At 73.4% G+C, this 21,467-nt stretch carries 23 protein-coding genes; 9 read left to right on the top strand and 14 right to left on the bottom strand.

Going from position 1 to position 21,467, the window contains the following annotated elements; genetic code table 11:
• Positions 1-154 precede the first annotated feature (154 nt).
• From H4O22_RS10160 to H4O22_RS10110, 11 genes are all read right to left on the bottom strand, one after another.
• Positions 155-622 (bottom strand): bifunctional nuclease family protein, encoded by a 468-nt coding sequence (locus tag H4O22_RS10160; RefSeq protein ID WP_182523316.1) that lies wholly within the window; start codon positions 620-622, stop codon positions 155-157.
• 142 nt (positions 623-764) lie between these two features.
• Positions 765-1,463, bottom strand: a complete 699-nt coding sequence (ftsR, locus tag H4O22_RS10155; protein ID WP_182523315.1) for a transcriptional regulator FtsR — start codon at positions 1,461-1,463, stop codon at positions 765-767.
• Between the two features lie 55 nt (positions 1,464-1,518).
• Complete coding sequence (locus H4O22_RS10150) at positions 1,519-2,049, bottom strand: zinc-ribbon and FHA domain-containing protein (protein WP_182523314.1); 531 nt, start codon at positions 2,047-2,049, stop codon at positions 1,519-1,521.
• Between the two features lie 102 nt (positions 2,050-2,151).
• Positions 2,152-2,538, bottom strand: coding sequence for a glycine cleavage system protein GcvH (gcvH, locus tag H4O22_RS10145; RefSeq protein WP_182523313.1), 387 nt, complete (start codon positions 2,536-2,538; stop codon positions 2,152-2,154).
• Positions 2,539-2,606: 68 nt separating this feature from the next.
• The gene (locus H4O22_RS10140; RefSeq protein ID WP_182523312.1) at positions 2,607-3,365 is read right to left on the bottom strand and encodes a DUF881 domain-containing protein; all 759 of its coding nucleotides are present in this window, start codon (positions 3,363-3,365) and stop codon (positions 2,607-2,609) included.
• Positions 3,358-3,690 carry a small basic family protein gene (locus H4O22_RS10135; RefSeq protein ID WP_182523311.1) on the bottom strand — a complete coding sequence of 111 codons (333 nt, stop codon included), beginning with the start codon at positions 3,688-3,690 and terminating at the stop codon, positions 3,358-3,360. The genes H4O22_RS10140 and H4O22_RS10135 overlap by 8 nt, the downstream gene beginning before the upstream one ends.
• Complete coding sequence (locus H4O22_RS10130; protein WP_182523310.1) at positions 3,687-4,562, bottom strand: DUF881 domain-containing protein; 876 nt, start codon at positions 4,560-4,562, stop codon at positions 3,687-3,689. The genes H4O22_RS10135 and H4O22_RS10130 overlap by 4 nt, the downstream gene beginning before the upstream one ends.
• The gene (gene clsA / locus H4O22_RS10125) at positions 4,555-5,154 is read right to left on the bottom strand and encodes a cardiolipin synthase ClsA (RefSeq protein WP_244962920.1); all 600 of its coding nucleotides are present in this window, start codon (positions 5,152-5,154) and stop codon (positions 4,555-4,557) included. The genes H4O22_RS10130 and clsA overlap by 8 nt, the downstream gene beginning before the upstream one ends.
• Before the next feature lie 70 nt (positions 5,155-5,224).
• Positions 5,225-6,274: a hemolysin family protein gene (locus tag H4O22_RS10120; protein ID WP_182526839.1), complete on the bottom strand. Its 1,050-nt coding sequence runs from the start codon at positions 6,272-6,274 to the stop codon at positions 5,225-5,227.
• Positions 6,271-7,653, bottom strand: coding sequence for a hemolysin family protein (locus H4O22_RS10115; protein ID WP_220451343.1), 1,383 nt, complete (start codon positions 7,651-7,653; stop codon positions 6,271-6,273). Before H4O22_RS10115 ends, H4O22_RS10120 begins: the two co-directional genes overlap by 4 nt.
• 282 nt (positions 7,654-7,935) lie before the next feature.
• Positions 7,936-8,370, bottom strand: a complete 435-nt coding sequence (locus tag H4O22_RS10110) for a hypothetical protein (RefSeq protein WP_182526838.1) — start codon at positions 8,368-8,370, stop codon at positions 7,936-7,938.
• A 152-nt stretch (positions 8,371-8,522) separates the two neighbouring features.
• Here H4O22_RS10110 and H4O22_RS10105 point away from each other — a divergent pair, with 152 nt between their 5' ends.
• Positions 8,523-8,660 carry a hypothetical protein gene (locus H4O22_RS10105; protein WP_182527265.1) on the top strand — a complete coding sequence of 46 codons (138 nt, stop codon included), beginning with the start codon at positions 8,523-8,525 and terminating at the stop codon, positions 8,658-8,660.
• 6 nt (positions 8,661-8,666) lie between these two features.
• Here H4O22_RS10105 and H4O22_RS10100 read toward each other — a convergent pair whose 3' ends face one another.
• Entirely contained in the window at positions 8,667-9,539 is an 873-nt protein-coding gene (locus tag H4O22_RS10100) for a hypothetical protein (protein ID WP_182526837.1), read from the bottom strand.
• 74 nt (positions 9,540-9,613) lie between these two features.
• Here H4O22_RS10100 and H4O22_RS10095 point away from each other — a divergent pair, with 74 nt between their 5' ends.
• The 8 genes from H4O22_RS10095 (at position 9,614) to H4O22_RS10060 (ending at position 18,756) form a co-directional block, all read left to right on the top strand.
• On the top strand, positions 9,614-10,579 hold the full coding sequence (locus tag H4O22_RS10095; RefSeq protein ID WP_182526836.1) for an SDR family NAD(P)-dependent oxidoreductase: 966 nt from the start codon (positions 9,614-9,616) through the stop codon (positions 10,577-10,579).
• Positions 10,576-12,177: a phytoene desaturase family protein gene (locus H4O22_RS10090; protein WP_182526835.1), complete on the top strand. Its 1,602-nt coding sequence runs from the start codon at positions 10,576-10,578 to the stop codon at positions 12,175-12,177. The genes H4O22_RS10095 and H4O22_RS10090 overlap by 4 nt, the downstream gene beginning before the upstream one ends.
• Before the next feature lie 229 nt (positions 12,178-12,406).
• Positions 12,407-13,279 (top strand): phytoene/squalene synthase family protein, encoded by an 873-nt coding sequence (locus H4O22_RS10085; protein ID WP_220451342.1) that lies wholly within the window; start codon positions 12,407-12,409, stop codon positions 13,277-13,279.
• Positions 13,276-14,892, top strand: coding sequence for a phytoene desaturase family protein (gene crtI, locus H4O22_RS10080; protein ID WP_182526834.1), 1,617 nt, complete (start codon positions 13,276-13,278; stop codon positions 14,890-14,892). The genes H4O22_RS10085 and crtI overlap by 4 nt, the downstream gene beginning before the upstream one ends.
• Positions 14,889-15,593 (top strand): CDP-alcohol phosphatidyltransferase family protein, encoded by a 705-nt coding sequence (locus H4O22_RS10075; protein ID WP_182526833.1) that lies wholly within the window; start codon positions 14,889-14,891, stop codon positions 15,591-15,593. Before crtI ends, H4O22_RS10075 begins: the two co-directional genes overlap by 4 nt.
• Positions 15,594-16,273: 680 nt before the next feature.
• On the top strand, positions 16,274-17,527 hold the full coding sequence (locus H4O22_RS10070; protein ID WP_182526832.1) for an HNH endonuclease signature motif containing protein: 1,254 nt from the start codon (positions 16,274-16,276) through the stop codon (positions 17,525-17,527).
• Between the two features lie 161 nt (positions 17,528-17,688).
• Positions 17,689-18,432, top strand: coding sequence for an AMIN-like domain-containing (lipo)protein (locus H4O22_RS10065; RefSeq protein WP_182526831.1), 744 nt, complete (start codon positions 17,689-17,691; stop codon positions 18,430-18,432).
• Positions 18,433-18,444: 12 nt separating this feature from the next.
• Entirely contained in the window at positions 18,445-18,756 is a 312-nt protein-coding gene (locus tag H4O22_RS10060; protein WP_182526830.1) for a hypothetical protein, read from the top strand.
• Positions 18,757-18,861: 105 nt separating this feature from the next.
• Here the strand turns inward: H4O22_RS10060 and H4O22_RS10055 are convergent, their stop codons facing one another.
• Together H4O22_RS10055 and H4O22_RS10050 are read right to left on the bottom strand one after the other, a co-directional pair.
• On the bottom strand, positions 18,862-20,352 hold the full coding sequence (locus H4O22_RS10055) for a phytoene desaturase family protein (RefSeq protein WP_182526829.1): 1,491 nt from the start codon (positions 20,350-20,352) through the stop codon (positions 18,862-18,864).
• Positions 20,349-21,464, bottom strand: a complete 1,116-nt coding sequence (locus H4O22_RS10050) for a glycosyltransferase family 2 protein (RefSeq protein WP_220451341.1) — start codon at positions 21,462-21,464, stop codon at positions 20,349-20,351. Before H4O22_RS10050 ends, H4O22_RS10055 begins: the two co-directional genes overlap by 4 nt.
• Positions 21,465-21,467: the final 3 nt, after the last annotated feature.

The following is a 21,467-nucleotide window of genomic DNA, read 5'->3' as shown; positions in this document are numbered from 1 at the left end:
GGGAAGGAGCCGGTGCCGCGCACGGGGCGCAACCACAGCGATGGAGTTACAACAGAGACAGTTCAAGGTAGGCCGCGAACGCGGGTCGGTCAAAGCCCTCCGCGGCGTGTCGCAACCCTCAACCTCTACTTGAGGGTGAGGGTACGGAGCCCACTCACTGGGCTTCGAAGTCCTCCGGCGTGACCTGGTCGAGGAACTCGCGGAACTTCTCGACCTCGTCCTCCTGCTCGGCGGGCACGGCCAGACCGGCCTCGTCGAGCACCTCCTCCGAGCACAGGATCCGGCTCCCCGTACGCAGCGCGAGGGCGATCGAGTCCGACGGCCGCGCGCTCACCTCGGCACCAGACCCGAGCACCAGCGTCGCGAAGAACACGCCGTCCTTGACGTCGGTGATGCGGACCTCGGTCAGCTCGTTGCCGGTCGCGGTCAGCACGTCCTTCATCAGGTCGTGCGTCAGCGGCCGCGGGGGCACGACGCCCTGCTGGGCGAACGCGATCGCGGTCGCCTCCACCGCGCCGATCCAGATCGGCAGGTAGCGCTCCCCTGTCACCTCGCGCAGCAGCACGATCGGCTGGTTCGACGGCATCTCGACCCGGACACCCATGACATCGACTTCGCGCACGTGTTCACCCTACTCCCGAACGGTGACGGACCTCGGGCGACCGCCACCCGGCGTACTTCTCAGGGAGAACCGGATGTTCTCGGCCGTCGCGACGGCCCCGAACATCAGGTTTCCCCGGATCACCGGGGAAACCCGACGGGCCCTACGACGACCGCAGCCCCGCCTTCACCAGCGTGGCGTGCAGGCGTACGGAGAGGGCGGCGATCTCGCTGACCACCTCGTCGGCGCGGGCGGCGGCGGCGGCGTCGCGGCTGCGCTTGTGGGGGGCGACGACCTGCTCGACCAGGCCGACCTCGCGGTCGGCGGAGGTCTTGAAGGCGCGCAGGTGGCGCGGCTCGAAACCGAAGTCGGCGAGCTCGCGGGCGGTCTGCGCGATCACCAGCGAGTCGGTGTCGTAGTGGCTGGTGCCGGTGCGCGGCGCGACCAGGCCGTACTGCTCCAGCTGGTCGAGCAGCTCCTCGGAGATGCCGGCGATCTTGACCAGCTCGCGCCGCGAGAGGCGCAGCTGGTCGTGGCGCCGGAACGACTCGGCCGACGGCAGCCCGTCGGAGGCGAGCGCCACCGTGGGCACGGTAGGCACCACGCCCTCGATCGGCGGCGGCTCCAGGCCCCGGTCGATCGCGTCGAGGTGCTCGCCGATGACCTTCAGCGGCAGGTAGTGGTCGCGCTGCATCCGCAGCACGTAGCGCAGCCGCTCCACGTCCGCGGCGGAGAACTTGCGGTAGCCCGCCGGGGTGCGCTCGGGCTTGATCAGGCCCTTGTCCTCGAGGAAGCGGATCTTGGGGATGGTCACCCCCGGGAAGTCCGGCCGGAGCCGGTCCAGGACCTCCCCGATGTTCATCCGTGCCCGTGACCCTCCGGACGCGGCGCCCGCGGGCTGCGTCGCGGCCACGGGCTCAGGCGCTCTCGTGCCCGGAGAAGAACACCAGCCGGTACTTGCCGATCTGCACCTCGTCGCCGTCGGTCAGCTGCACCCGGTCGATCCGGTCGCGGTTGACGTAGGTGCCGTTCAGGCTGCCCACGTCGCTGACCGTGAAGGTGCCGCCCTCGCGGGTGAACTCCGCGTGCCGGCGGGAGACGGTGACGTCGTCGAGGAAGATCTCGCTGTCCGGGTGGCGCCCGGCGTTCACCAGGTCGGCGTCGAGGAGGAACCGGCTGCCCGAGCCGGGCCCGCGCTGGACGACCAGCAGGGCGTGGCCGGTCGGCAGCGCGTCGACGGCGGCCGCGTCGACGGGGTTCAGCTGGCGGTCGGAGGTGTCGGACTTGTCGCCGACCCCGATCTGGATCGTCGCGGTGGAGTCGCTGACCGGCTCACCGACGCCCGTCTCGGCCGCAGCGGGCTCGGCGGGGGTCAGCCGGGTGCCGCACTGGGAGCAGAAGCGGGCGTCGGCAGGGTTCTGCTTGCCACACGCGGTGCAGAACGGCATCGGTCATCCTCCGGGGAGTCGGACGTCCTCCAACCCTCAAGGCCGGGTTGAGGTTGACGGTTGTCCGAACCTATCAGCCAGGTCCGGACGATCAAGCCGGTGTCAGGACTCGATCGTGAGGAGGTACGCCGGGGCGTCCATCAGCTCGTCGAGCTCGGTGCGGTCCGAGGGCACGACCTCGAAGAGCCAGCCGCCGCCGTACGGGTCGTTGTTGACCAGCTCGGGCGTCGCGTCGAGGGTCTCGTTGCGCCCCACGACCTCGCCGGAGACGGGGGCGTAGATGTCGCTGACCGACTTCGTCGACTCCAGCTCGCCGCAGGTGGTGCCGGCCTCCACGACGTCGCCGACCTCGGGCAGGGAGACGTAGACGATGTCGCCGAGCGCGTCCTGGGCGTAGTGCGTGATGCCGATGCGCACCGAGCCCTCCTGCTCACCGGGCGTCCGCACCCACTCGTGCTCGCTGGTGTACTGGAGTTCGTCGGGATACAAGGGTTCTCCTCGGTGTCGGACGCCGGACCGCCGGCGCGGGGAATGACGGGCAGGCTACTGCCCGCGGGCTACTCGTCGGGGGCGGGCTGGGCGAACTCCGGCGCGACCGGCTTCCGCACCGCCTGGATCTCCAGGGTGCCGGGATCCTCGAGCTCCAGCTTCCCTCCGGCGCTCTCGACCTGGAACCGCGGCCCGAGGGGGAAGGTCAGGGAGTTCTCGAGGTTGTGCGGGTCGCCGATCACGTCGAGGACGTACGGCGCCTGCAGCTGCTGGCCGTCGACCACCACGCCGCCGGCGCCGGCCGAGAACGAGCTCTGGGCGACCAGCCGGACCTGGCCGTTGATCTGGATCGCCTCCGCGCCTCCGGTACGCAGCTCCTGGACCATGTCGAGCAGCACCACGGGCGGCACCTGGGCCGACACCTCCTCGACCGTGACCCGCAGGCCGGGGCCGCGGACCGGCACCGTGCCGGCCAGGACGGCGAGCGCCTCGGACTCCGTGCGGGCCTGGGCGAGCGCGGCCTGGCGACTGTCGGAGTCGGAGAGCAGGTCGTCGCGGGTGCGCTCGAGGCGGTCGATCTCGGTCACGGCGCGCTGGCTGGTGCCCGCGAGGCCGGCGAGGACGTCGATGAGGTCCTGCTGGCGGTAGCCCGTGAAGTCCTCCTGGTCCACGCCGGTGGAGCGGACCTGGGTGATCGCGGCGAAGGCCAGCGCGGCGAGCAGCACGGCCACGACCGCCTGCCCCCGCGAGGGGCGGGTCAGCGCGGAGCGCAGCCGCTCGCGCCCGGTGGGCGGGCGGGGCGGATCCGGCCGGGTGGGCTCAGGCATGGAAGAGGTGCCTCCGGATGGCGGCGACGTTGGAGAAGATCCGGATGCCCAGCACCACGACCACGCCGGTGGTGAGCTGGCCGCCGACGCCGAGCCGGTCGCCGAGGTAGACGATGCCCGCCGCGATCACCACGTTGCTGAGGAACGAGACGACGAAGACCTTGTCGTCGAAGATCCCGTCCAGGTAGGCCCGGAGGCCGCCGAAGACCGCGTCGAGGGCGGCGACGACGGCGATCGGCAGGTAGCGCTCGAGGGACACCGGGACGTCCGGCTCGAAGACCAGGCCCAGGACGATCCCGACGAGCAGGCCGAGTGCGGCGATCACGGTGCGGTCCCCTTGTCGGTGGGCTTGTCGACGTCGTCGTCGGTCAGCGGCGTGGCGAAGCTCAGCCTCTTCTCCCGGGCGGCCGGAAGCACGATCGTCTCCTCATTCTGCATGGTGAAGCCGAATCCGTAGCGCTCGCGTACCGCCTCGAACGTCGCGAACGTGGTCGTGTCGGACACGTTGGCGGCCAGCCGGCCCCCGTCCCCGATGGCCAGCAGGGTGTACGGCGGCAGCAGCGCCCGGGAGTCGACGTTGATCGCGACGTCGGAGTTGCTGATCGTGGTGAGCACGCTGAGCCGCTGCCCGTTGAGCGAGACCGCCTCCGCACCGCCGGCCCACAGCGCGTTGACGAGGAGGAAAAGGTCCTCCTTGCGGACCTCCTCGTCCCCCTGCTCGGGGTCCTCGACCGTCATCCGTACGCCGGGTCCGCGGACCTCGACGTACCCGGTGCGGACCTGGACGCGGCGCAGCTCGTCGCGCGCGGACTGCAGGATGCCGCTGACCTCGGTCAGCCCCTCGTCGAGCTCGGCGTTGCGCTCGCGCAGCAGGGCGATCCGGTCCTGGAGCCCCGAGACGGCCGTGCGCTCCTCGGTGATCCGCTGGATCAGCTGCTCGCGGCCCTCGCTCTCGACGTCGGCGTTGCGGGAGGTCTGCACCGCGGCGACCGAGATCAGCAGCCCGAAGACGGCGACCACCACCGCCCCGGTGAGCCGCGGACGGCCGCGCGGCGGCCCGGCACCGCGCTCGATCCGGCGCTCGGCGGCGTGCAGGTAGTCCTCGTCCATCGACTGCTGGGTGATCAGGGTCAGCAGCGGCATCGTCACCCGGGGAGGCAGCCGCGGGTCGCGCGGTCCGGGGGTCGGCTCACTCATGGCGCACCGGGGGGCGGCGCTCGGTCGTCGCGAGGAGCTTGCGGACCTGCCAGGCGTAGAGCAGGCCGGCCCACCAGTAGAGGCCGACGCCCCAGAACGCGAAGGCCCACCCGAAGACCTCGGAGAGCGTCGCGACCACGCCGTCCCCGTCGCCGAGGAGCAGGAGCGGGAACGCGTAGAGCAGGTTGAACGTCGCGGCCTTGCCGAGGAAGTGCACCGGCAGCGCGCTGTACCCGCGGGTGCGCAGGAACGGCACCAGCCCCCACATGAGCAGGTCGCGCAGCGGCAGCGAGATCGCCAGCCACCACGGGATGATGTCGCGCATCGCCAGCCCGACGACGACGGCGAGGATGTAGAGCCGGTCGGCGACGGGGTCGAGGACCTGCCCGAGCAGCGTGGTCTGGTTCAGCCGGCGCGCCAACCAGCCGTCGGCGTAGTCGGTGAACCCGGAGACCATCAGGAGCGCGAGCGCCCAGCCGTCGGCCTCGGGACCCAGGACCAGCCACAGGAAGACCGGGACGCCGGCCAGGCGCACCGCGCTCAGGAGGTTGGGCAGCGTCCACACGCGGTTGGTGCGCGTCTCGTCCGCCACGTACTGCCTTCGTTCCTCATCGCTGGTACCGCTGGCCATCACTCCGTGGCCACCATAAGTCGTGGGCGGGTCAGACCGGGTCCTCGGCGTGGGCCGCGTCGCGGATCTCGCCGATCAGCTCCTCGATGACGTCCTCGAGCGTGGCCAGGCCGAGGGTCCGTCCCTCCGGGTCCACAACGCGCGCCATGTGCGCCCCGCGCCGCTGGAGCTGCTCGAGGGCGTCGTGGAGCAGGTCCTCGTGGGTGACCGGGGCGAACGGGCGGATCCACTTGTCCTCGACCGGCCGCTGGCGGCGCTCCTCGTCGGGCTCCAGCACGTCCTTGATGTGCAGGTAGCCGAGCAGCTCGCCGTCGTCGGCCTCGACCGGGAACCGGCTGAAGCCGGTGACCGCGCACAGCGCCTCCACGTCGGCGGCGGTCGAGCCGCGGCGTACGGTCGTCAGCGTCGCGGTGGGCATCAGCACGGCCGCCACGGTCTTCTCGGTGAAGCCCAGGGCGCCGGCGAGCCGGTCGTACTCCTGCTCCTCGAGGAGGCCCTCCCCGCGGGACTCCTCCACGAACGCGGCGACCTCCTCGCGGGTGAAGCTGGAGCTCACCTCGTCGCGCGGCTCGACGCGCAGCAGGCGCAGGGTGCCGTTGGCGACGGCGTTGAGCGCCACGATCACGGGGCGCAGCACCGTGACCACGCCGAGCATCGGCGGGCCCAGGACGATGGCGGCGCGCTCGGGGCCGGCGATCGCGATGTTCTTCGGGACCATCTCCCCCAGCACCACGTGCAGGAAGACCACCACCCCGAGGGCGACGACGAACGCCGCGGGGTGGACCAGCCCGTGCGGGAGCCCCAGCGCCTCGAAGCCGGGCTCGAGCAGGTGGGCGACGGCGGGCTCGCCCACGGCGCCCAGGCCGACGGAGCAGATGGTGATGCCGAGCTGGGCGCCGGCCATCATCAGCGACAGGTTCTCCATGGCGTGCAGGGTCGTGCGCGCCATCCGGGAGCCGTTCAGCGCCAGCGGCTCCACCTGGCTGCGCCGGGCGGAGACGAGCGCGAACTCGGCGCCCACGAAGAAGGCGTTGGCCGCGAGCAGCAGGACGGCGATGAGGATCGCGGTGGTGTCGCTCACGACCGGTCCCCCGTCCGCTCGCCCCGCGCGTCGGTGGCGGGTTCCCCGTCGAGCACGCGCAGCGAGAGCCGGTCGACCCGCAGGCCGTCCATGTGCTCGACGCTGAGCACCGCGAGCCGCTGGCGCGGGTCGTCGGGGTCGGAACGGTCCGGGACCGGCACCTCGGCGATGTCGCCGCGCTCCGGGATCCGGCCGAGCACCTTGAGGACCAGGCCGGCCACGGTGTCGTAGTCCTCGTCGTCGGGGAGCGGGACGCCGGTGATGTCCTCGATCTCGTCGGGGCGCAGCAGCCCCGACAGCGACCAGGACCCGTCCCGGCGGTGCCGGGCCCGGGCGCCGAGCCGGTCGTGCTCGTCGGAGATGTCGCCGACGATCTCCTCGATCACGTCCTCGAGGGTGACGATGCCGGCCTGCCCGCCGTACTCGTCGAGCACCACGGCCATCTGGAAGCCGTCCTCGCGCAGCAGCGCGAGCAGCGGGTCGAGCCGCAGCGAGTCGGGCACGACGATCGGCTTGGCCATCAGGTGCTTGACCTTGGTCGTCGAGCGCTCGTGCAGCGGCAGCGCGACGGCGTGCTTGACGTGGACGGTGCCGACCACGACCTCGTCGGCGTCGAGGACCGGGAAGCGGGAGTGCCCGGTCTGCCGGGCCAGCTCGATGACCGCGCTGGCGCGGTCGTTGACGTCAAGCGAGTGGGTCCGCACCCGCGGCGTCATGATCTCGCCGGCGGAGCGGGTGCCGAACTCCACCGAGCGCTCCATCAGCTCGGCGGTGTCGGCGTCCAGGGTGCCCTCGGTGGCCGAGCGCTGGATCAGCGACGCCAGCTCGCTCGAGCTGCGCGCGGAGCGCAGCTCCTCCTGGGGCTCGATCCCGAGCCGGCGCACGAGCGCGTTGGCGGAGCCGTTGAGCAGCTTGATCGGGACCTTGTTGATCGCCGTGAACGCCCGCATCGGGCCCTGGGTGGCGCGCGCGGTCTCCATCGGCAGGGCGATGGCGAAGTTCTTGGGCACCAGCTCGCCGAACAGCATGGTGAGCACGGTGCTGAGGACCAGACCGGTCGCGATCGCGAGCGGGCCGACCGCGCCGGAGGGGGTGCCGACGCTCTCGAGCGGGCCGCGGATCAGCTCCGAGATCGCCGGCTCGGCCAGGAAGCCGATCCCGAGGTTGGTCAGCGTGATGCCGACCTGGGCGCCGGAGAGCTGGGTCGACAGGCTCCGCAGGGCGGTCTGGACGCCCTGCGCGCTGACGTCTCCGCCGGCGGCAGCCTGCTCGACACGACCGCGGTCGACGGTCACGAGGGAGAACTCGGCTGCCACGAAGATCCCGCAGAGCGCCACCAGCAGCAGCGCCAGGGCCAGGAGCAGGAGAGCGGTGATCATCGGTGCTCCCCCTCGGGGAGCTGCTTACTTTGAGAGCCGTCCATGGGCGGTGCTAGGTGTCCTCACGAAAGGGGTCGGCCAGGTCGCCCGAGTGTACCGACCTCCTCGGCGACCTGCGCGATGCAGGGCGCCGGACTCGCGCTGCCGCGCCGGGACGTCATACGACCTGGTCGCTACTGCCGCCGGCTCGTACGACGTCCCGGGCACGCCGCGGGCGGAGAGGCCGCGCGCCCGGGCCGCCACCCTCGGTGACGACCCGGGCGCGAGCCGGGGAGCGGTCGATCAGCTGAGGTCGACGTCGCACTCGTCCTTGGCGTGCTCGGTGATGTTGTCCGTGGCCTCTTCCATGTCGGCGCTGATCTTCTCGATCTCTTCGCCGAGCGTCTGGAGCGCCTCGGGGTCGGCGTCCTGCATCGCCTCGGGGTCGTCGAGGTCCTCGAGCGAGAGACCCGCGTCCTCGAGCCGGTCCTCCATGTCCTGGGTGGCGTCCTGGACCTTCTCCCAGTCGTCGGACACCTCGTCGGGCGCGTCGTCGGCGAGCTGCTCGGCGGTGTCCTGGTACTCGCGGAAGCCGTCTGCACCCTCCGGGCCGTCGGCGAGCGACTGCTCGGCGTCCTTGAGGCCGTCGCAGTAGGCCTCCGTGTCGCTGCCGCCGCACCCGGTCAGCAGGCCCATCCCGAGCACTGCCGCCGCTGTCCACGTCCCGATTCGCCGCACGTTCGTCTCCTCTGGTCGGTGGCGCGTCCGTCCGGGCGCGCCTGCCCGCACCTTTCCACATGGTCCGGCTCGCCGGACTCCCGACCGACGGCCCGGCGCGGCGCGCGACTCATGCCGACGGGCCCGCGGGGTACCGCTGGCTCATGGGAATCATGAAGAAGCTCGCAGCCGCCGGCGTCGTCAAGAAGGCCTACGACGAGGCGCGGAAGCCGCACAACCAGGCGAAGATCAAGGGCGCCATGGCGAAGATCCAGGAGCGCCGTGGCGGTGGCGGGGCTCGTCCGCGCTGAGTCGGGTCAGAGCCCGCAGTGCACGGCGAAGAAGCCGCGCAGCTCACCTCGGCGGGCATCGCCGATCGGCAGGTGGAACGACGCGACCTCGGAGAGGCCCGGGGCCAGGGTGCGCACGCCGATGAGCGTGCCCACCTTGTCCTCGGCCAGCGCGTGCGGGTCGCACCGGGTCGGCACCAGTCGCAGCACGACCTCGACCGGCGGGTCGTCGACGCCGAGCGGCACCGGGGCGGTCGTGCCCACCGTCGGTGACCCCTCGGTCCCCCGGAACAGCACGGTGTCCTCGAAGCCCCCGAACGCCACGTCGTCCCGCTCGCCGGTGGGGGTCATCGTGACCGGCAGCTCGAAGACCGACTCCCGGCCCCGGCCCACCACGCGCGTCTCCCCGAGGTCGAGCGTCGCCGCCTCGGCGAAGGTCTGCGCCGCGCAGTCCCGGTCCAGGAACAGCCCGATCGCGCCGTACCGGTCGGTGGCCGTGGTCTCGGAGACCTGCTCGGGGCCGTCGTCGACGCGGTAGGTCAGCCGGACCTCCGCGTCCGACCCCTCCCCGCACCTCCCGGTCGGCACCTCGAACTCCAGGTCGGCCTCGTTCTGGAAGGTCTTCTCCCCCGTCCAGGTCACCTCGCCGAAGCGGGGCGAGAAGACCTCGGCGCGCAGCACGGTGACGAACCGCTCGGGCTCATTGACCAGCCGGACGAACGCCGTGCGGGTCTGGCGCAGCATCCGCGACTGGTCGACGTACGCCGTGAGCCCGGCGGGCAGCGCGGTCTCCTCGGGACCCCCGCGCTCGTCCGAGGCGTCGTCGGCGCAGCCGACCGCCAGCGAGAGGAGCAGGACGCCCGCCGCGAGCGGGGTGCCCGCGCGCGGGACGGGACCCATGTCCGCATGGTGCCACGAACCGGTCCCGACGGCCCGCGCGTTCTGGGAGCGCCCGGGGCGGGTACCTGCCGCGCATGAGCGAGCACGACACGAGCCCGTCCGACCACGACCCCCGGGTCGTGGTGGTGACCGGCGCCTCCAGCGGGATCGGCCGCGCGACCGCGGTCCGCGCAGCCTCGGCGGGCGACCACGTCGTCCTCGTCGCCCGCGGCCGGGAGGCGCTGGAGGAGGCGGCGGCGGAGTGCGAGGAGGCCGGCGCCGCGTCGACGCTGGTGCTCACCGCCGACGTGGGCGACGACGCGCAGGTCGCCGACGTGGTCCGGGCGGTGCTCACCGAGCACGGTCAGCTCGACGCGGTCGTCAACAGCGCGGGCGTCGTCAGCTACGGGCGCACCGAGGAGGTGCCGGCCGACGTCTTCGACGGCGTGATCCGCACCAACCTGCTCGGCTCGGTCAACGTGGCGCGCCACGTCATCCCGGTGCTGCGCTCGCAGGAGGAGGGCACGCTGGTCCTGGTCGGCTCGGTGATCGGCCACATCGCCGTACCGACGATGAGCCCGTACGTCGTGAGCAAGTGGGGCATCCGTGCGCTCGGCCGCCAGCTCGAGCTGGAGAACCGCGACCTGCCCGACGTCCACATCGAGTACGTCGCCCCGGGCGGTGTGGACACCCCGATCTACCAGCAGGCCGCGAACTTCGCCGGCTTCGAGGGGCGACCGCCGCCGCCGGTCTCGAGCCCCGAACGGGTCGCGCAGCAGATCGTCGACAGCTTCGACCGACCCCGCCTGCGCTCCCAGCTGAGCCTGGCCAACGAGGTGATCCGCTTCGGCTTCGCCGTCCTCCCCGCCGTGTACGACACCCTCGTCGCGCCGCTCTTCGACCTCGCCGCGAAGGACCTCGACCGCCCGGTCGAGCCGCACAACGGCAACGTCCTGGACACCCAGCAGGACGGCAACCAGGTGCACGGCGACCAGGGCAGCGCCCTGGGCGGCCTGGCCCGCAACCTGGTCCGCATGGTCCAGGAGGTGGCGGTCCGATGAGCGCGACGTACGACGCCGTCGTCATCGGCGCCGGGCCCAACGGGCTGGTGGCCGCGAACCACCTCCTCGACGCCGGGTGGTCGGTGCTGGTCCTGGAGGCCCAGCCGGACGTGGGCGGCGCGGTGCGCAGCGACAGCGACGTGCACCGCGACTACCTGCACGACACCTTCAGCGCGTTCTACCCGCTGGCCGCGATCTCCCCGACGATCCGCTCGTTCGGGCTCGAGCAGCACGGCCTGGAGTGGTGCCACGCACCCGCCGTGCTCGGCCACCCGCTGCCGTCGGGCGAGTGGGCGATCCTGCACCGCGACCGCGAGGTCACCGCCGGGCTGATGGAGGCCCAGCACCCCGGCGACGGCGAGGCCTGGCTGCAGCTGTGCGCGGAGTGGGACCGGATCGGCGACCACGTCATCGGCGCCCTGCTGGCACCGTTCCCGCCGGTGCGGTCGGGCCTCGCGGCGCTCGCCACGTTGCCCAAGGTCGGCGGGCTCGACTTCGTGCGCACCATGCTGACCCCGGCCGCCGACCTCGGCCGGCACCGGTTCGGCGGCTTCGCCCCGCGGATCCTGCTCGCGGGCAACGCCGGCCACGCCGACATCCCGCTCAACGCGCCGGGCTCGGGGCTGATGGGCATCCTGCTGACGATGCTCGGCCAGACCGTGGGGTTCCCGGTGCCGCGGGGCGGCGCGGGGATGCTCACCCAGGCCATGGCGGACCGCGTGCGTTCGCTGGGCGGCGCGATCCTCTGCGAGAACACCGTGACCCGGATCGAGGTCGACGGGGGCCGCGCGACCGCCGTACGCACGGCGAACGGGGAGCGGTACGCCGCGCGGCACGCGGTGATCGCCGACGTCGCCGCCCCGAACCTGTACGGCGGGCTGGTGCCGGCCGAGGACCTCCCGGCGCGCACGATGCGGTCGATGCGGTCCTTCGAGATGGACCCCGGCACGGTCAAGGTCGACTGGGCCCTGGACAGCACCATCCCGTGGGAGACCCCGCCGCCGTACGCCCCCGGCACCTTCCACGTCGCCGACTCCGTCGAGCAGATGGGCGAGGCGCTGCACCAGGTGACCTCGCAGTCGATCCCGGCGCGGCCGTTCATGCTCGCCGGTCAGATGACCACCAGCGACCCCAGCCGCTCCCCCTCCGACACCGAGTCGTTGTGGGCCTACAGCCACGTGCCGCAGGACGTCGTCCGCGACGCCGGCGACGGCACCATCCGCGGGGTCTGGGACCGCGACGACTGCGAGCGGTACGCCGACCGGATGCAGGCCCGGATCGAGGCGCTGGCGCCCGGGTTCGGCAGCCGCGTCGTCGGCCGCCGGGTGCTCGGCCCGCGCGAGATGGAGTCGATGAACGCCAACCTGATCGGCGGCGGGATCAACGGCGGCACGGCCCAGATCCACCAGGAACTGGTCTTCCGGCCGGTCCCGGGCATGGGGCGCGCGGAGACGCCGGTGAAGGGGCTCTACCTCGGCTCCGCCTCGGCCCACCCGGGCGGCGGGGTGCACGGTGCCCCGGGCATGAACGCCGCGCGCGCGGCGCTCGTGCACCGGCGGGTGCGCCGGGTCGTCGGTCCGTTGCGCCGCTCCCGCTGACCCTCACGTCGGGGTCTGGCGGCCGATCCCGCCGCGGGGCACCCGCCCCTCGGGCGCATGCCGAATCCCGACCAATCCGGATCCGGCCCGGCTCCGAACCCCGAGTCAGCACCGCGGGGGTTGGGTACCCCGCGGGTGACGAGGGAGATCGAGTCGGATGATGCTGGGACCGAGGTTGCAGTGGTCGCGAGGCGCTCCCGCGAGTCTCCCCCACCGGGCGTACGACGACGTGGCCGACGCCAGCGCCGCGCTCGTCATCGACGCCTACTCCTCCTCGTTCGGGATGGCCTCTCGGCTGCTGAGCGAGCCGGTGCGCAGCCACGTCCGCAACGTCTACGCGCTGGTGCGGGTCGCCGACGAGATCGTCGACGCGCCCCGTCCCGACCAGGTGCCGGCGCAGCAGCGCACCGCCCTCGACACGCTCGAGGAGGAGACGGTCGGCGCGATGCAGAGCGGGTCGAGCAGCAACCTGGTGGTGCACGCGTTCGCCCGCACCGCCCGCGCCTGCGACGTCGACACCTCGCTGGTGGCCCCGTTCTTCGCCTCGATGCGCACCGACCTCGAGCGCACCGAGCACGACGAGGAGAGCCTCGCGGCGTACGTCTACGGCTCGGCCGAGGTGGTCGGGCTGATGTGCCTGCGGGCGTTCCTGGTCGAGGACCCCCGGCGGACCAGCCGGTACGACGACCTGGCGCCCGGCGCCCGGCGCCTCGGGGCGGCGTTCCAGAAGGTGAACTTCCTGCGGGACCTCGGCGAGGACGCCCACCTGCTCGGCCGGCGCTACCTGCCCGGGCTGGACCCGGCCCGGATGGACGCGCGGGCGCGGGACCGCTGGCTCGACGACATCGACGGCGACCTCGCGGCCGCCGCCGACGTGGTGCCGCGGCTGCCGCGCAGCAGCCGGCTCGCGGTGTGCGCCGCGCACGACCTCTTCGCCGAGCTGTCCGCGCGGCTGCGGGCCACGCCCGCCCCGGAGATCGCGCGCCGGCGGGTCCGGGTACCGCACGCGGTGAAGGCCCGGATGATCGCCGGCGCGGTGCTGCGCGGCGGTCGGCCGCGTCCGTCGGCACCTCCCTCGGCCTCCCCGGCGGCGCGCGGGTGAGCGCGGCGCCGCGGCGGGTCGTGGTGGTCGGCGGCGGCGTCGCCGGCCTGGGCACCGCCGCGCTGCTCGCCCAGGACGGCCACGACGTCGAGCTGCTGGAGAAGAACGACGCGCTCGGCGGGCGCGCCGGCAGCTGGGAGCACGGGGGCTTCCGGTTCGACACCGGCCCGTCCTGGTGGTTGATGCCGGCGGTCTTCGACCACTTCTTCCGGCTGCTCGGCACCAGCACCGCCGAGCAGGTCGACCTGCGCCGTCTCGACCCCGGCTACCGGGTCTTCTTCGAGGGACAGGCCGAGCCCCTCGACGTCGCCGCCGACGAGGCGGGCAACCGGGCGCTGTTCGAGTCGGTGCAGCCCGGCGCGGGCGAGGCGCTGGGCCGCTACCTCGACTCGGCGCGGGAGGTCTACGACCTCGCGGTCCAGCAGTTCCTCTACACCAGCTTCGACTCACCCGCCGCGTTCACGGGGCGGCGGGTGCTGGCCAACGGCCCGCGGCTGGCCGGCCTGCTGACCCGGTCGCTGGAGAGCCACGTCTCGTCGTACTTCTCCGACCCGCGGCTGCGGCAGGTGCTGGGCTACCCGGCCGTCTTCCTCGGCTCCTCCCCCGACCGCGCGCCGTCGATGTACCACCTGATGAGCTGGCTCGACCTCGCCGACGGCGTCCGCTACCCCGACGGCGGCTTCACCCGGCTGGTCGAGGCGATGACCCGGCTGGCCGTCGAACGGGGCGTGCGGATCCGCACCGGGGCCGCCGCGACCGCGATCGAGGTCGGACCGCGACGGTCGCGCTCCGCCGTACCCTCCCGGCGGCGGGCCGCAGTGACCGGCGTCCGGTACGCCGACGCCACCGGCGAGCACGTCGTCCCCGCCGACGTCGTGGTCGGTGCGACCGACCTGCACCACCTCGAGACCCGGCTGCTCCCGCGGGCGTTGCAGACCTACCCGCAGCGCTGGTGGGACAAGGCGGTCTCCGGGCCCGGCGCGGTGCTGGCCTACCTCGGGGTGCGCGGGTCGCTGCCCGAGCTCGAGCACCACTCGCTGTTCTTCACCAAGGACTGGACCGACAACTTCGACGCCGTCTTCGAGCAGCCGACCCGGGTGCCGGACCCGGCGTCGCTCTACGTCTGCCGGCCGTCGGCGACGGACGCCTCGGTCGCGCCGGCGGGCCACGAGAACGTCTTCGTCCTGGTGCCGGTGCCGCCGGACCCCGGGCTCGGGCACGGCGGGCTGGACGGCGCCGGGGACCCGGCCGTCGAGGCCGTGGCCGACCGCGCCGTCGAGATGGTGTCGCGGTGGGCGGGCATCCCCGACCTCGCCGAGCGGGTCGTCGTACGCCGCACCGTCGGGCCGGGCGACTTCGTCACCGACCTCAACGCCTGGTCGGGCGGCGCGCTCGGACCCGCGCACGTGCTGAGGCAGAGCGCGTTCCTGCGCGCCGGCAACGCCTCGCGGCGCGTCGACGGGCTGCTGTACGCCGGGTCGAGCACCGTGCCCGGCATCGGCCTGCCGATGTGCCTGATCAGCGCAGAACTGGTGCTGAAGCGGCTGCGCGGTGACCGGTCGGTCGGGCCGACGCCGGAGCCCGCGGCACGCGACCTGTCGGGCCGCCGATGACACGGTCCCGCGACGACGCGCAGGCCTACGCGCAGTGGTCCCGCCTGCACGGCGGGATGGACCCGACGACGTCGGCCTGGGTGTCCGGGTGGGTGCGCCTCACGCACGCCTGCGCCCGCCCGCTGGCCCGGCGCGGGGTCCACCCGGACGCGGTGACCGTGGCCGGCGTACTCCTCACCGCGGCGGTGCCGGCCCTCGCCGCCCTCGGCGCCGCGTGGCCGCTGCTCGCGACCGTGGTGCTGGTCGTCGCCGCGGTGCTCGACGGCGTCGACGGCGCCCTCGCCGCCCAGACCGGCACCGACTCCGCGTGGGGACGGGTGCTCGACCCGCTCGCCGACCGGTGCTCCGACCTGCTGCTCGTCCTCACGCTCGTCGTCCTCGGGGCGCCGCTGTGGCTCGGCGCCGCCGTCGCCGTCGGCACGCTGTTGCTGGAGTCGCTGCGGGCCACCGCACAGGCCGCCGGGATGCCCGGCCCGGGAGCGGTCACCGTCTGGGAGCGCCCGTCGCGGGTGATCGTCCCCGCCTTCGCCACCGCCTGCTGGACCGCCGAGTGGGCCGCCCGACGCACCGGCATCGACGTCCTCCCCGACGTCGACGGCGCCGTCCTCGCCACCGCCTTCGCCGGCATCGCGCTCGCCCTCACCGTGGTCGGCCTGCTGCACCTCGTCATCGCCGTACGCCGTACTTTCGCCGGTGGTTGAGCAGCGAAGGCGCCCGAGGGTGCAGCCGGTGGTTGAGCAGCGAAGGCGCCCGAGGGTGCAGCCGGTGGTTGAGCAGCGAAGGCGCCCTGCGCGTCGCCGGTGGTTGAGCAGCGAAGGCGCTCTGCGCCTGAGCGATGTCGAAACCCGGTGAGGGAAGGCAGGGCCTCGATCGAGGTCGTACGTCGGCTGCAGGGGTCTCGACACCGGGACTCGTCCCTGCTCGACCACCGGTACAGCGGCGGATGCTTCCGGAGGTTGAGCAGCGAAGGCGCTCTGCGCCTGAGTGATGTCGAAACCCGGTGTGAGAAGGCAGGGCCTCGATCGAGGTTGTACGTCGGCTGCAGGGGTCTCGACAACGCTCGTCGCTGGCGCTCCTCGCTGCTCGACCACCGGCACGGCGGCGGTCCCTCCGGTGGTTGAGCGTTGTCGAAACCCGGTGACGTGAGGCAGGGCCTCGATCGGGGTGGGCGGGGACGCTGCGGGGGTCTCGACAACGCTCGTCGCTAGCGCTCCTCGCTGCTCGACCACCGGTACTGGAAGCGCTGCTGGGGCGGTGTCCACAGCTGCGATCCGTGGCTGTGGAGAGGTGTCGGTTTTCGTGATCGAGTCGTGATCTGAGGACCCTGTGCAGAGCCCGTTCAGACCCCGGAACTGTCGGTGGCCACCGCTTGAATGGAGCCATGTCAGCAGCCACCGTCGCAGGGGTCCACCCGGTCACCGGGCTGGTCGCGCGCACCGCTGACAACGTGGCCGCGATGCGCGATGCGTGGCTGTTCTCCATGGACGCCGCCGCAGCCGGGCAGGCGCTGGTCGAGCTGAACCGGTTGCAGTCCGAGCTCACCGAACTCCAGGCGAGGGTCGCGGTCCGCGCCCAACAGGCCGGGACCGCCGACCAGAGCGGTGCGACCTCGCTGGCGAACTGGCTCGCGGTCACCACCCGCCAGTCCCGCACCACCACCCACCGGTTCATGCGACTCGCCGAATCCCTCGACCGGCAGACCTTTGAGCCGGTCCGGGTCGCGCTCTCCGAAGGACGGGTCAACCCCGACCAGGCACTGGTGATCACCGACGCCGTCGACGCCCTCCCCGACGATCTCGACAGGGACATCGAGGACAAGGCGGTTCAGGTGCTGCTCGCCGAAGCCGCCCACCACGACCCGGTCGCGCTCCGCCGCCTCGGGAAGCGCCTGTTGGACGTGGTCGCCCCGGAGATCGGGGAAGCCCACGAGGCCAAGGTGATCGAGGCCGAGGAGGAGCGCGCTCGGGCGCACACCCGGTTGACGATGACCGACGACGGCCACGGCATCACCTACGGCCGCTTCCAGCTCCCCACCGCGCAGGCCCAGATGCTCAAGAAGGCCCTGCACGCCATCGCGGCCCCCAAAGCCCAGACCGCCCGCCACGGCAGCCTTCCGGTACGGCGACCTGGGCCGGAGCGGCTCGGACAAGCGTTCTGCGAGCTCATCGAACGGATCCCGGCCGGGGTGCTCCCCGAAGCCTGTGGGGTCAACGCCACCGCCGTGGTGCTGATGGGCCTCGAGACGTTCCGCGGCGGACACGGGGTCGCGCACCTCGACACCGGCGCCACCATCAGCGCCGGCCAAGCCCGCCGGCTCGCGTGTGAGGCCGGGATCATCCCCGCCGTCCTCGGCGGCAAGTCCCAGGTCCTCGACCTGGGCCGCACCCGCCGGTTCCACACCAAGATCCAACGCATCGCGATGGCCATCCGCGACGGCGGGTGCACCGCCGAGGGCTGCGACTGGCCACCGGGCATGTGTCACGCCCACCACGACCCGGCCTGGTGCCAAGGCGGGGTCACCGACATCGACCACGCCCGACTGCTGTGTCCCAAGCACCACGCCCGGGCACACGACCCGGCGTACGCCAGCACCCCACGTCCCGACGGCAAGATCACCTTCCACCGGCGGACGTAGGCCGGCGTGGGCGGATGGGCTGCGGGGGTCTCGACACCGCTCGTCGCTGGCGCTCCTCGCTGCTCGACCACCGGGGGACGGGGCGCTCCTCGCTGCTCGACCACCGGGTCGCTGGCGCTCCTCGCTGCTCGACCACCGGTGGTGTCGTTCCGCTCGGACTGATGGCTCGACAGATCCTTGGGCGGACAACCAGAACCGTCCGGCAGGCGTCCTACATCGTGACCGTAGGAATCCCCTCGGAGACCAAGGAGCGCCGAATGCGACGCCCGCTGACAGCCTTGCTGACTTCCCTCGCCGTCGTCCTCCTCCTCGCGGGCTGCGCCGCCGAGAGCAGCTACGGCACCGACAGCGCTCGAGGGACGGGCGAGACCACCAGGTCGACGAATCCCAGTCCCCCGGCGACCCCCGACACCGCGACCCCCGACACCCCGGCCTTCCCCGGAAGCACGGAACAGCAGATGAGCGAGGGGTCGGGCGGATCGGACCTGGTGCTCGTGGACGTCCGGTTTCGCGAGGCCGCGGGGTTCGACCGGGTCGTGCTGGAGTTCACTGGCCGGGGCACACCGGGCTGGGCAGTCAACTACGTCGACGAAGCAGTCCTCGAGCGCAGTAGCGAAGTCGTCGCCCTGGGTGGCGACGCGGTCTTGGACATCTACGCGTCGGGCACCACCTGGCCCGCGCCGGACTACTACACCGGTCCCCGCCGGGTCACCGCACCGAGCGGCGGCGCCGTCGACGAGGTCTACGTGGCCGGCACCTCCGAGGGCACCACCCAGGTCCTCGCCGGGATCAACGACGGGGCCGCCCCTTTCCGGGTCTTCGCACTCGCGGCGCCCGCACGTCTGGTCGTCGACGTGGTCGACGTGGTCGACGTGGCCGACGCTGCCAACCAGGACGGCGACTGACTCCCGATGGCCATGGGCGCGTGGCCGCTCGCGCTCATCGGTGCGGGGTACGTCGCCGCGGCGAGCCTGTTCCTCGCGGCGGTCCACGCGCGTGCGGCCCCGACCGTGCGGCACGAGGCCCTCGCCTGGGCCGTGCCGTGGCTGGGCGCGGTCGTCGTGTGGGCCGCGATCATCGGTGCGGTGCAGCTCGAGAACACCGCGTCGCACTACCTGAGCAGCACGGCGGTGGGGCTGGTCCTCGGGACCCTGTCCTTCCTCGGATGGCAGCTGCTGGCTCTCGCTGGCCGACAGTTCCTGGCGTGGCGTGCGCCTGGACCGGCGTAGGGTCCGCCCATGTTCGGTATCGGTCTCGTCGAGGTCCTGGCGCTCGTCGCCCTCGCGGCTCTCCTGGTGTGGCTGCTGAACCGACGCTGAGACCGGACGCGCGAGTCAGGCCGGTCCGACGAGGCCGGCGACGATCTCGGCCGACAGCATCACCAGCGGCAGGCCGCCGCCGGGGTGCGCCGAGCCGCCGACCAGGTAGAGCCCGGGCACCGGCGAGCGGTTGGCGGGGCGGAGGAACGCCGCGCGGGCGCCGTTCGAGGACGTGCCGTAGATCGAGCCGCCCGGCGTCAGGGTGCGCCGCTCGAGGTCGGCGGGGGTGAGCACGGTCCGGTGCCGCACCCGGTCGCGGACGTCGAGGCCGCGCTCGGCCATCAGGTCGAGCACCTGGTCGGCGTACGACGCGGCGAGGCCGGGCTGGTCCCAGTCGGTGCCTCCCGCGGGGTCGTGCCGGGGCGCGTTGACCAGCACGAACCAGGCGCCGGTGCCCGGACCTGGTACGACGGCGGGGTCGTCGGGCGCCGAGACGTAGACCGTCGGGCGCGGCACGGGACGCGGCGGGCCGTGCCGCCCGAAGACGGCGTCGAACTCCGCGTCGTAGTCCTCGGCGAAGAGCACCTGGTGGTGCGGCTGGTCCGGCGGCGGGTCGTCGACCGCCAGCAGCAACACGAACCCGGACAGCGACGGGGTCGCCCGCCGGATGCGCGCCGCCGCCCGCCGCGCGACCGGCCCGCGGACCAGCCGCTCGTAGACCTGCGTGGCGTCGGCGTTGGCGACCACGAAGTCCGCCTCGACCGTGCTCCCGTCGGCCACCCGCACCCCGCACGCTCGTCCGTCCGCGTCGGTGAGCACCTCGATGACCCCGGTCCCCGTGACGACCTCGCCCCCCAGCGCGGTCACCCGGTCGCGGAGCACGGTGGCGATCCGCCCGAGGCCGCCGGGGACGTACCAGGAGCCCCAGGCCTGCTCGGCGTACGGCACCGCGGCGAGGGCGGCGGGTGCCTGGCGCGGGTCGGACCCGGTGTAGGTGGCGTAGCGGTCGAGGAGCATCCGCAGCCGCGGGTCCCGGAGGTACGCCGCCCCGAGGCCGCGCAGGGTCCGCCACGGCGCGACGGTGGCGACGTGGTCGAGCCGCCGCGAGAGCCGGAGCAGCCCGCGCGCCGACACCGGCGACTCCAGGAACGGCTCGTGGGTCACGTCCCAGATCCGCTCCGCCCGGTCCAGGAACGCCGACCACTGGGCGCCGCGGCCCGGTCCCAGCGCCGCGTCGAGCGCGGCCGGCACTGCGCCGAGCTCGCCGGGCAGGTCGAGGACGACGCCGTCGGGGAACGTGTAGCGGCAGGCGACGTCGAGGCGCTGCAGCGGCAGCACGTCCTCGGTCCGCACCCCGGTGGCCTCCAGGAGCGCGTCGAGGAGGTGCGGCATCGTCACCAGCGACGGACCGGTGTCGAAGACGAACCCGTCGTGGACGAGGGTCCCGAGCTTGCCGCCGACCTCGTCGGCCTGCTCGAGCACGAGCACGGAGTGGCCGAGCGACTGGAGGCGCGCGGCGGCGGCCAGTCCCCCGACGCCCGCCCCGACGACGACGACGCGACTCATGCGGCCACCTCGACGGGCCGGCCCTTCCACCGCAGCCGTCCGCGCCGCCGCGCGAGCACGGAGTCGCCCGTGAGCCCGGCCAGCAGGACGACGGAGACGGGGTGGGCGAGCGCGTCGGGCAGCGCGCGGCCTCCGGTGGCGCGGGCGACGAGCACCCGCGAGGCGACGCCCGCGGCGTACCCGACCATCCCGGCGCGGGAGCCGCGCACCGCCGCGGCGGCCGGGAGCACGTGCGTGAGCAGCAGCAGGGTCATGGTCGCGGCGGCGCCGGCCGGCGACCCGAACGCCGACCACAGGGACTTGCCGTAGCCGGCCCGCAGCTCGGGCCACCCGTCGTACATCCGGCAGGTGGCGACGTCGCTTCCCTCGCCGACGACGCCGCGGCCGCCGGACCGCTTGAGGGCCCGCAGCAGCGCGATGTCCTCGAGCACCTCGCCGCGGACGGCGGCGTGCCCGCCCGCGCGGTGGTACGCCGCAGCGTCGACCGCGAGCAGCTGGCCGTTGGCGGCGGTCAGCGAGGGTCGCGGGGAGCGCTCCGCGAGCCCGAGCGGCAGGGTGCTCATCCACGACCACTGCAGCAGCGGCTGGACCAGCCGCTCGCCGAGCCCGGTCGCGTGCTGCCGCGGGTAGGGGCAGAACAGGTCGAGCCCGGCGTCGCGCAGCATCGCGACGGTCGCGGTCAGCCCGTGCGGCTGGACGCGGACGTCGGCGTCGACGAAGGCCAGGACGCTCGCGCCCGACTCCGCCGCCGCGTCGGCGAGTTGCTGGCAGGCCCAGGGCTTGCCGAGCCAGCCCGCGGGGGTCGGCTCGCCGCGGCGTACGTCGACCCGGGGGTCCCGGGCGAGCGCGGCGAGCACCTCCGCGGTGCCGTCGGTGGAGCCGTCGTCGAGGACGATCACCCGCGCCGGGCCGGGCCAGCGGTCGACCGCGGCCAGCAGCGTCGCGGCGCACAGCCCCACGTCGTCGACCTCGTCGCGGACCGGCAGCAGCACGGCGAGCGCCTCGGGTGCCGGCACAGCCGCCGGGTCCGGACGCCGCAGCCGGCGCAGGTTGTCCAGGGTGAGGACGAGCGAGGCGAGGCCCAGGCCGGCGCCGACCCGGACCAAGGACACGAG

This window comes from Nocardioides dongkuii (genome assembly GCF_014127485.1).
GTDB classification, from domain to species: Bacteria; Actinomycetota; Actinomycetes; order Propionibacteriales; family Nocardioidaceae; genus Nocardioides; species Nocardioides dongkuii.
The sequence above is the reverse complement of the archived record's forward strand: the minus strand, read 5'-3'. Positions and strand labels throughout refer to the sequence as shown.

Coding starts and splice junctions, on each gene's coding strand:
- H4O22_RS10100 (WP_182526837.1), bottom strand. CDS start 9,539: ATGGGTCCCGTCCCGCGCGCGGGCACCCCGCTCGCGGCGGGCGTCCTG.
- H4O22_RS10060 (WP_182526830.1), top strand. CDS start 18,445: ATGGGCGCGTGGCCGCTCGCGCTCATCGGTGCGGGGTACGTCGCCGCG.
- H4O22_RS10065 (WP_182526831.1), top strand. CDS start 17,689: ATGGCTCGACAGATCCTTGGGCGGACAACCAGAACCGTCCGGCAGGCG.
- ftsR (WP_182523315.1), bottom strand. CDS start 1,463: ATGAACATCGGGGAGGTCCTGGACCGGCTCCGGCCGGACTTCCCGGGG.
- H4O22_RS10055 (WP_182526829.1), bottom strand. CDS start 20,352: ATGAGTCGCGTCGTCGTCGTCGGGGCGGGCGTCGGGGGACTGGCCGCC.
- H4O22_RS10090 (WP_182526835.1), top strand. CDS start 10,576: ATGAGCGCGACGTACGACGCCGTCGTCATCGGCGCCGGGCCCAACGGG.
- H4O22_RS10095 (WP_182526836.1), top strand. CDS start 9,614: ATGAGCGAGCACGACACGAGCCCGTCCGACCACGACCCCCGGGTCGTG.
- H4O22_RS10070 (WP_182526832.1), top strand. CDS start 16,274: ATGTCAGCAGCCACCGTCGCAGGGGTCCACCCGGTCACCGGGCTGGTC.
- H4O22_RS10140 (WP_182523312.1), bottom strand. CDS start 3,365: ATGCCTGAGCCCACCCGGCCGGATCCGCCCCGCCCGCCCACCGGGCGC.
- H4O22_RS10105 (WP_182527265.1), top strand. CDS start 8,523: ATGAAGAAGCTCGCAGCCGCCGGCGTCGTCAAGAAGGCCTACGACGAG.
- H4O22_RS10115 (WP_220451343.1), bottom strand. CDS start 7,653: ATGATCACCGCTCTCCTGCTCCTGGCCCTGGCGCTGCTGCTGGTGGCG.
- H4O22_RS10075 (WP_182526833.1), top strand. CDS start 14,889: ATGACACGGTCCCGCGACGACGCGCAGGCCTACGCGCAGTGGTCCCGC.
- H4O22_RS10150 (WP_182523314.1), bottom strand. CDS start 2,049: ATGCCGTTCTGCACCGCGTGTGGCAAGCAGAACCCTGCCGACGCCCGC.
- H4O22_RS10130 (WP_182523310.1), bottom strand. CDS start 4,562: ATGAGTGAGCCGACCCCCGGACCGCGCGACCCGCGGCTGCCTCCCCGG.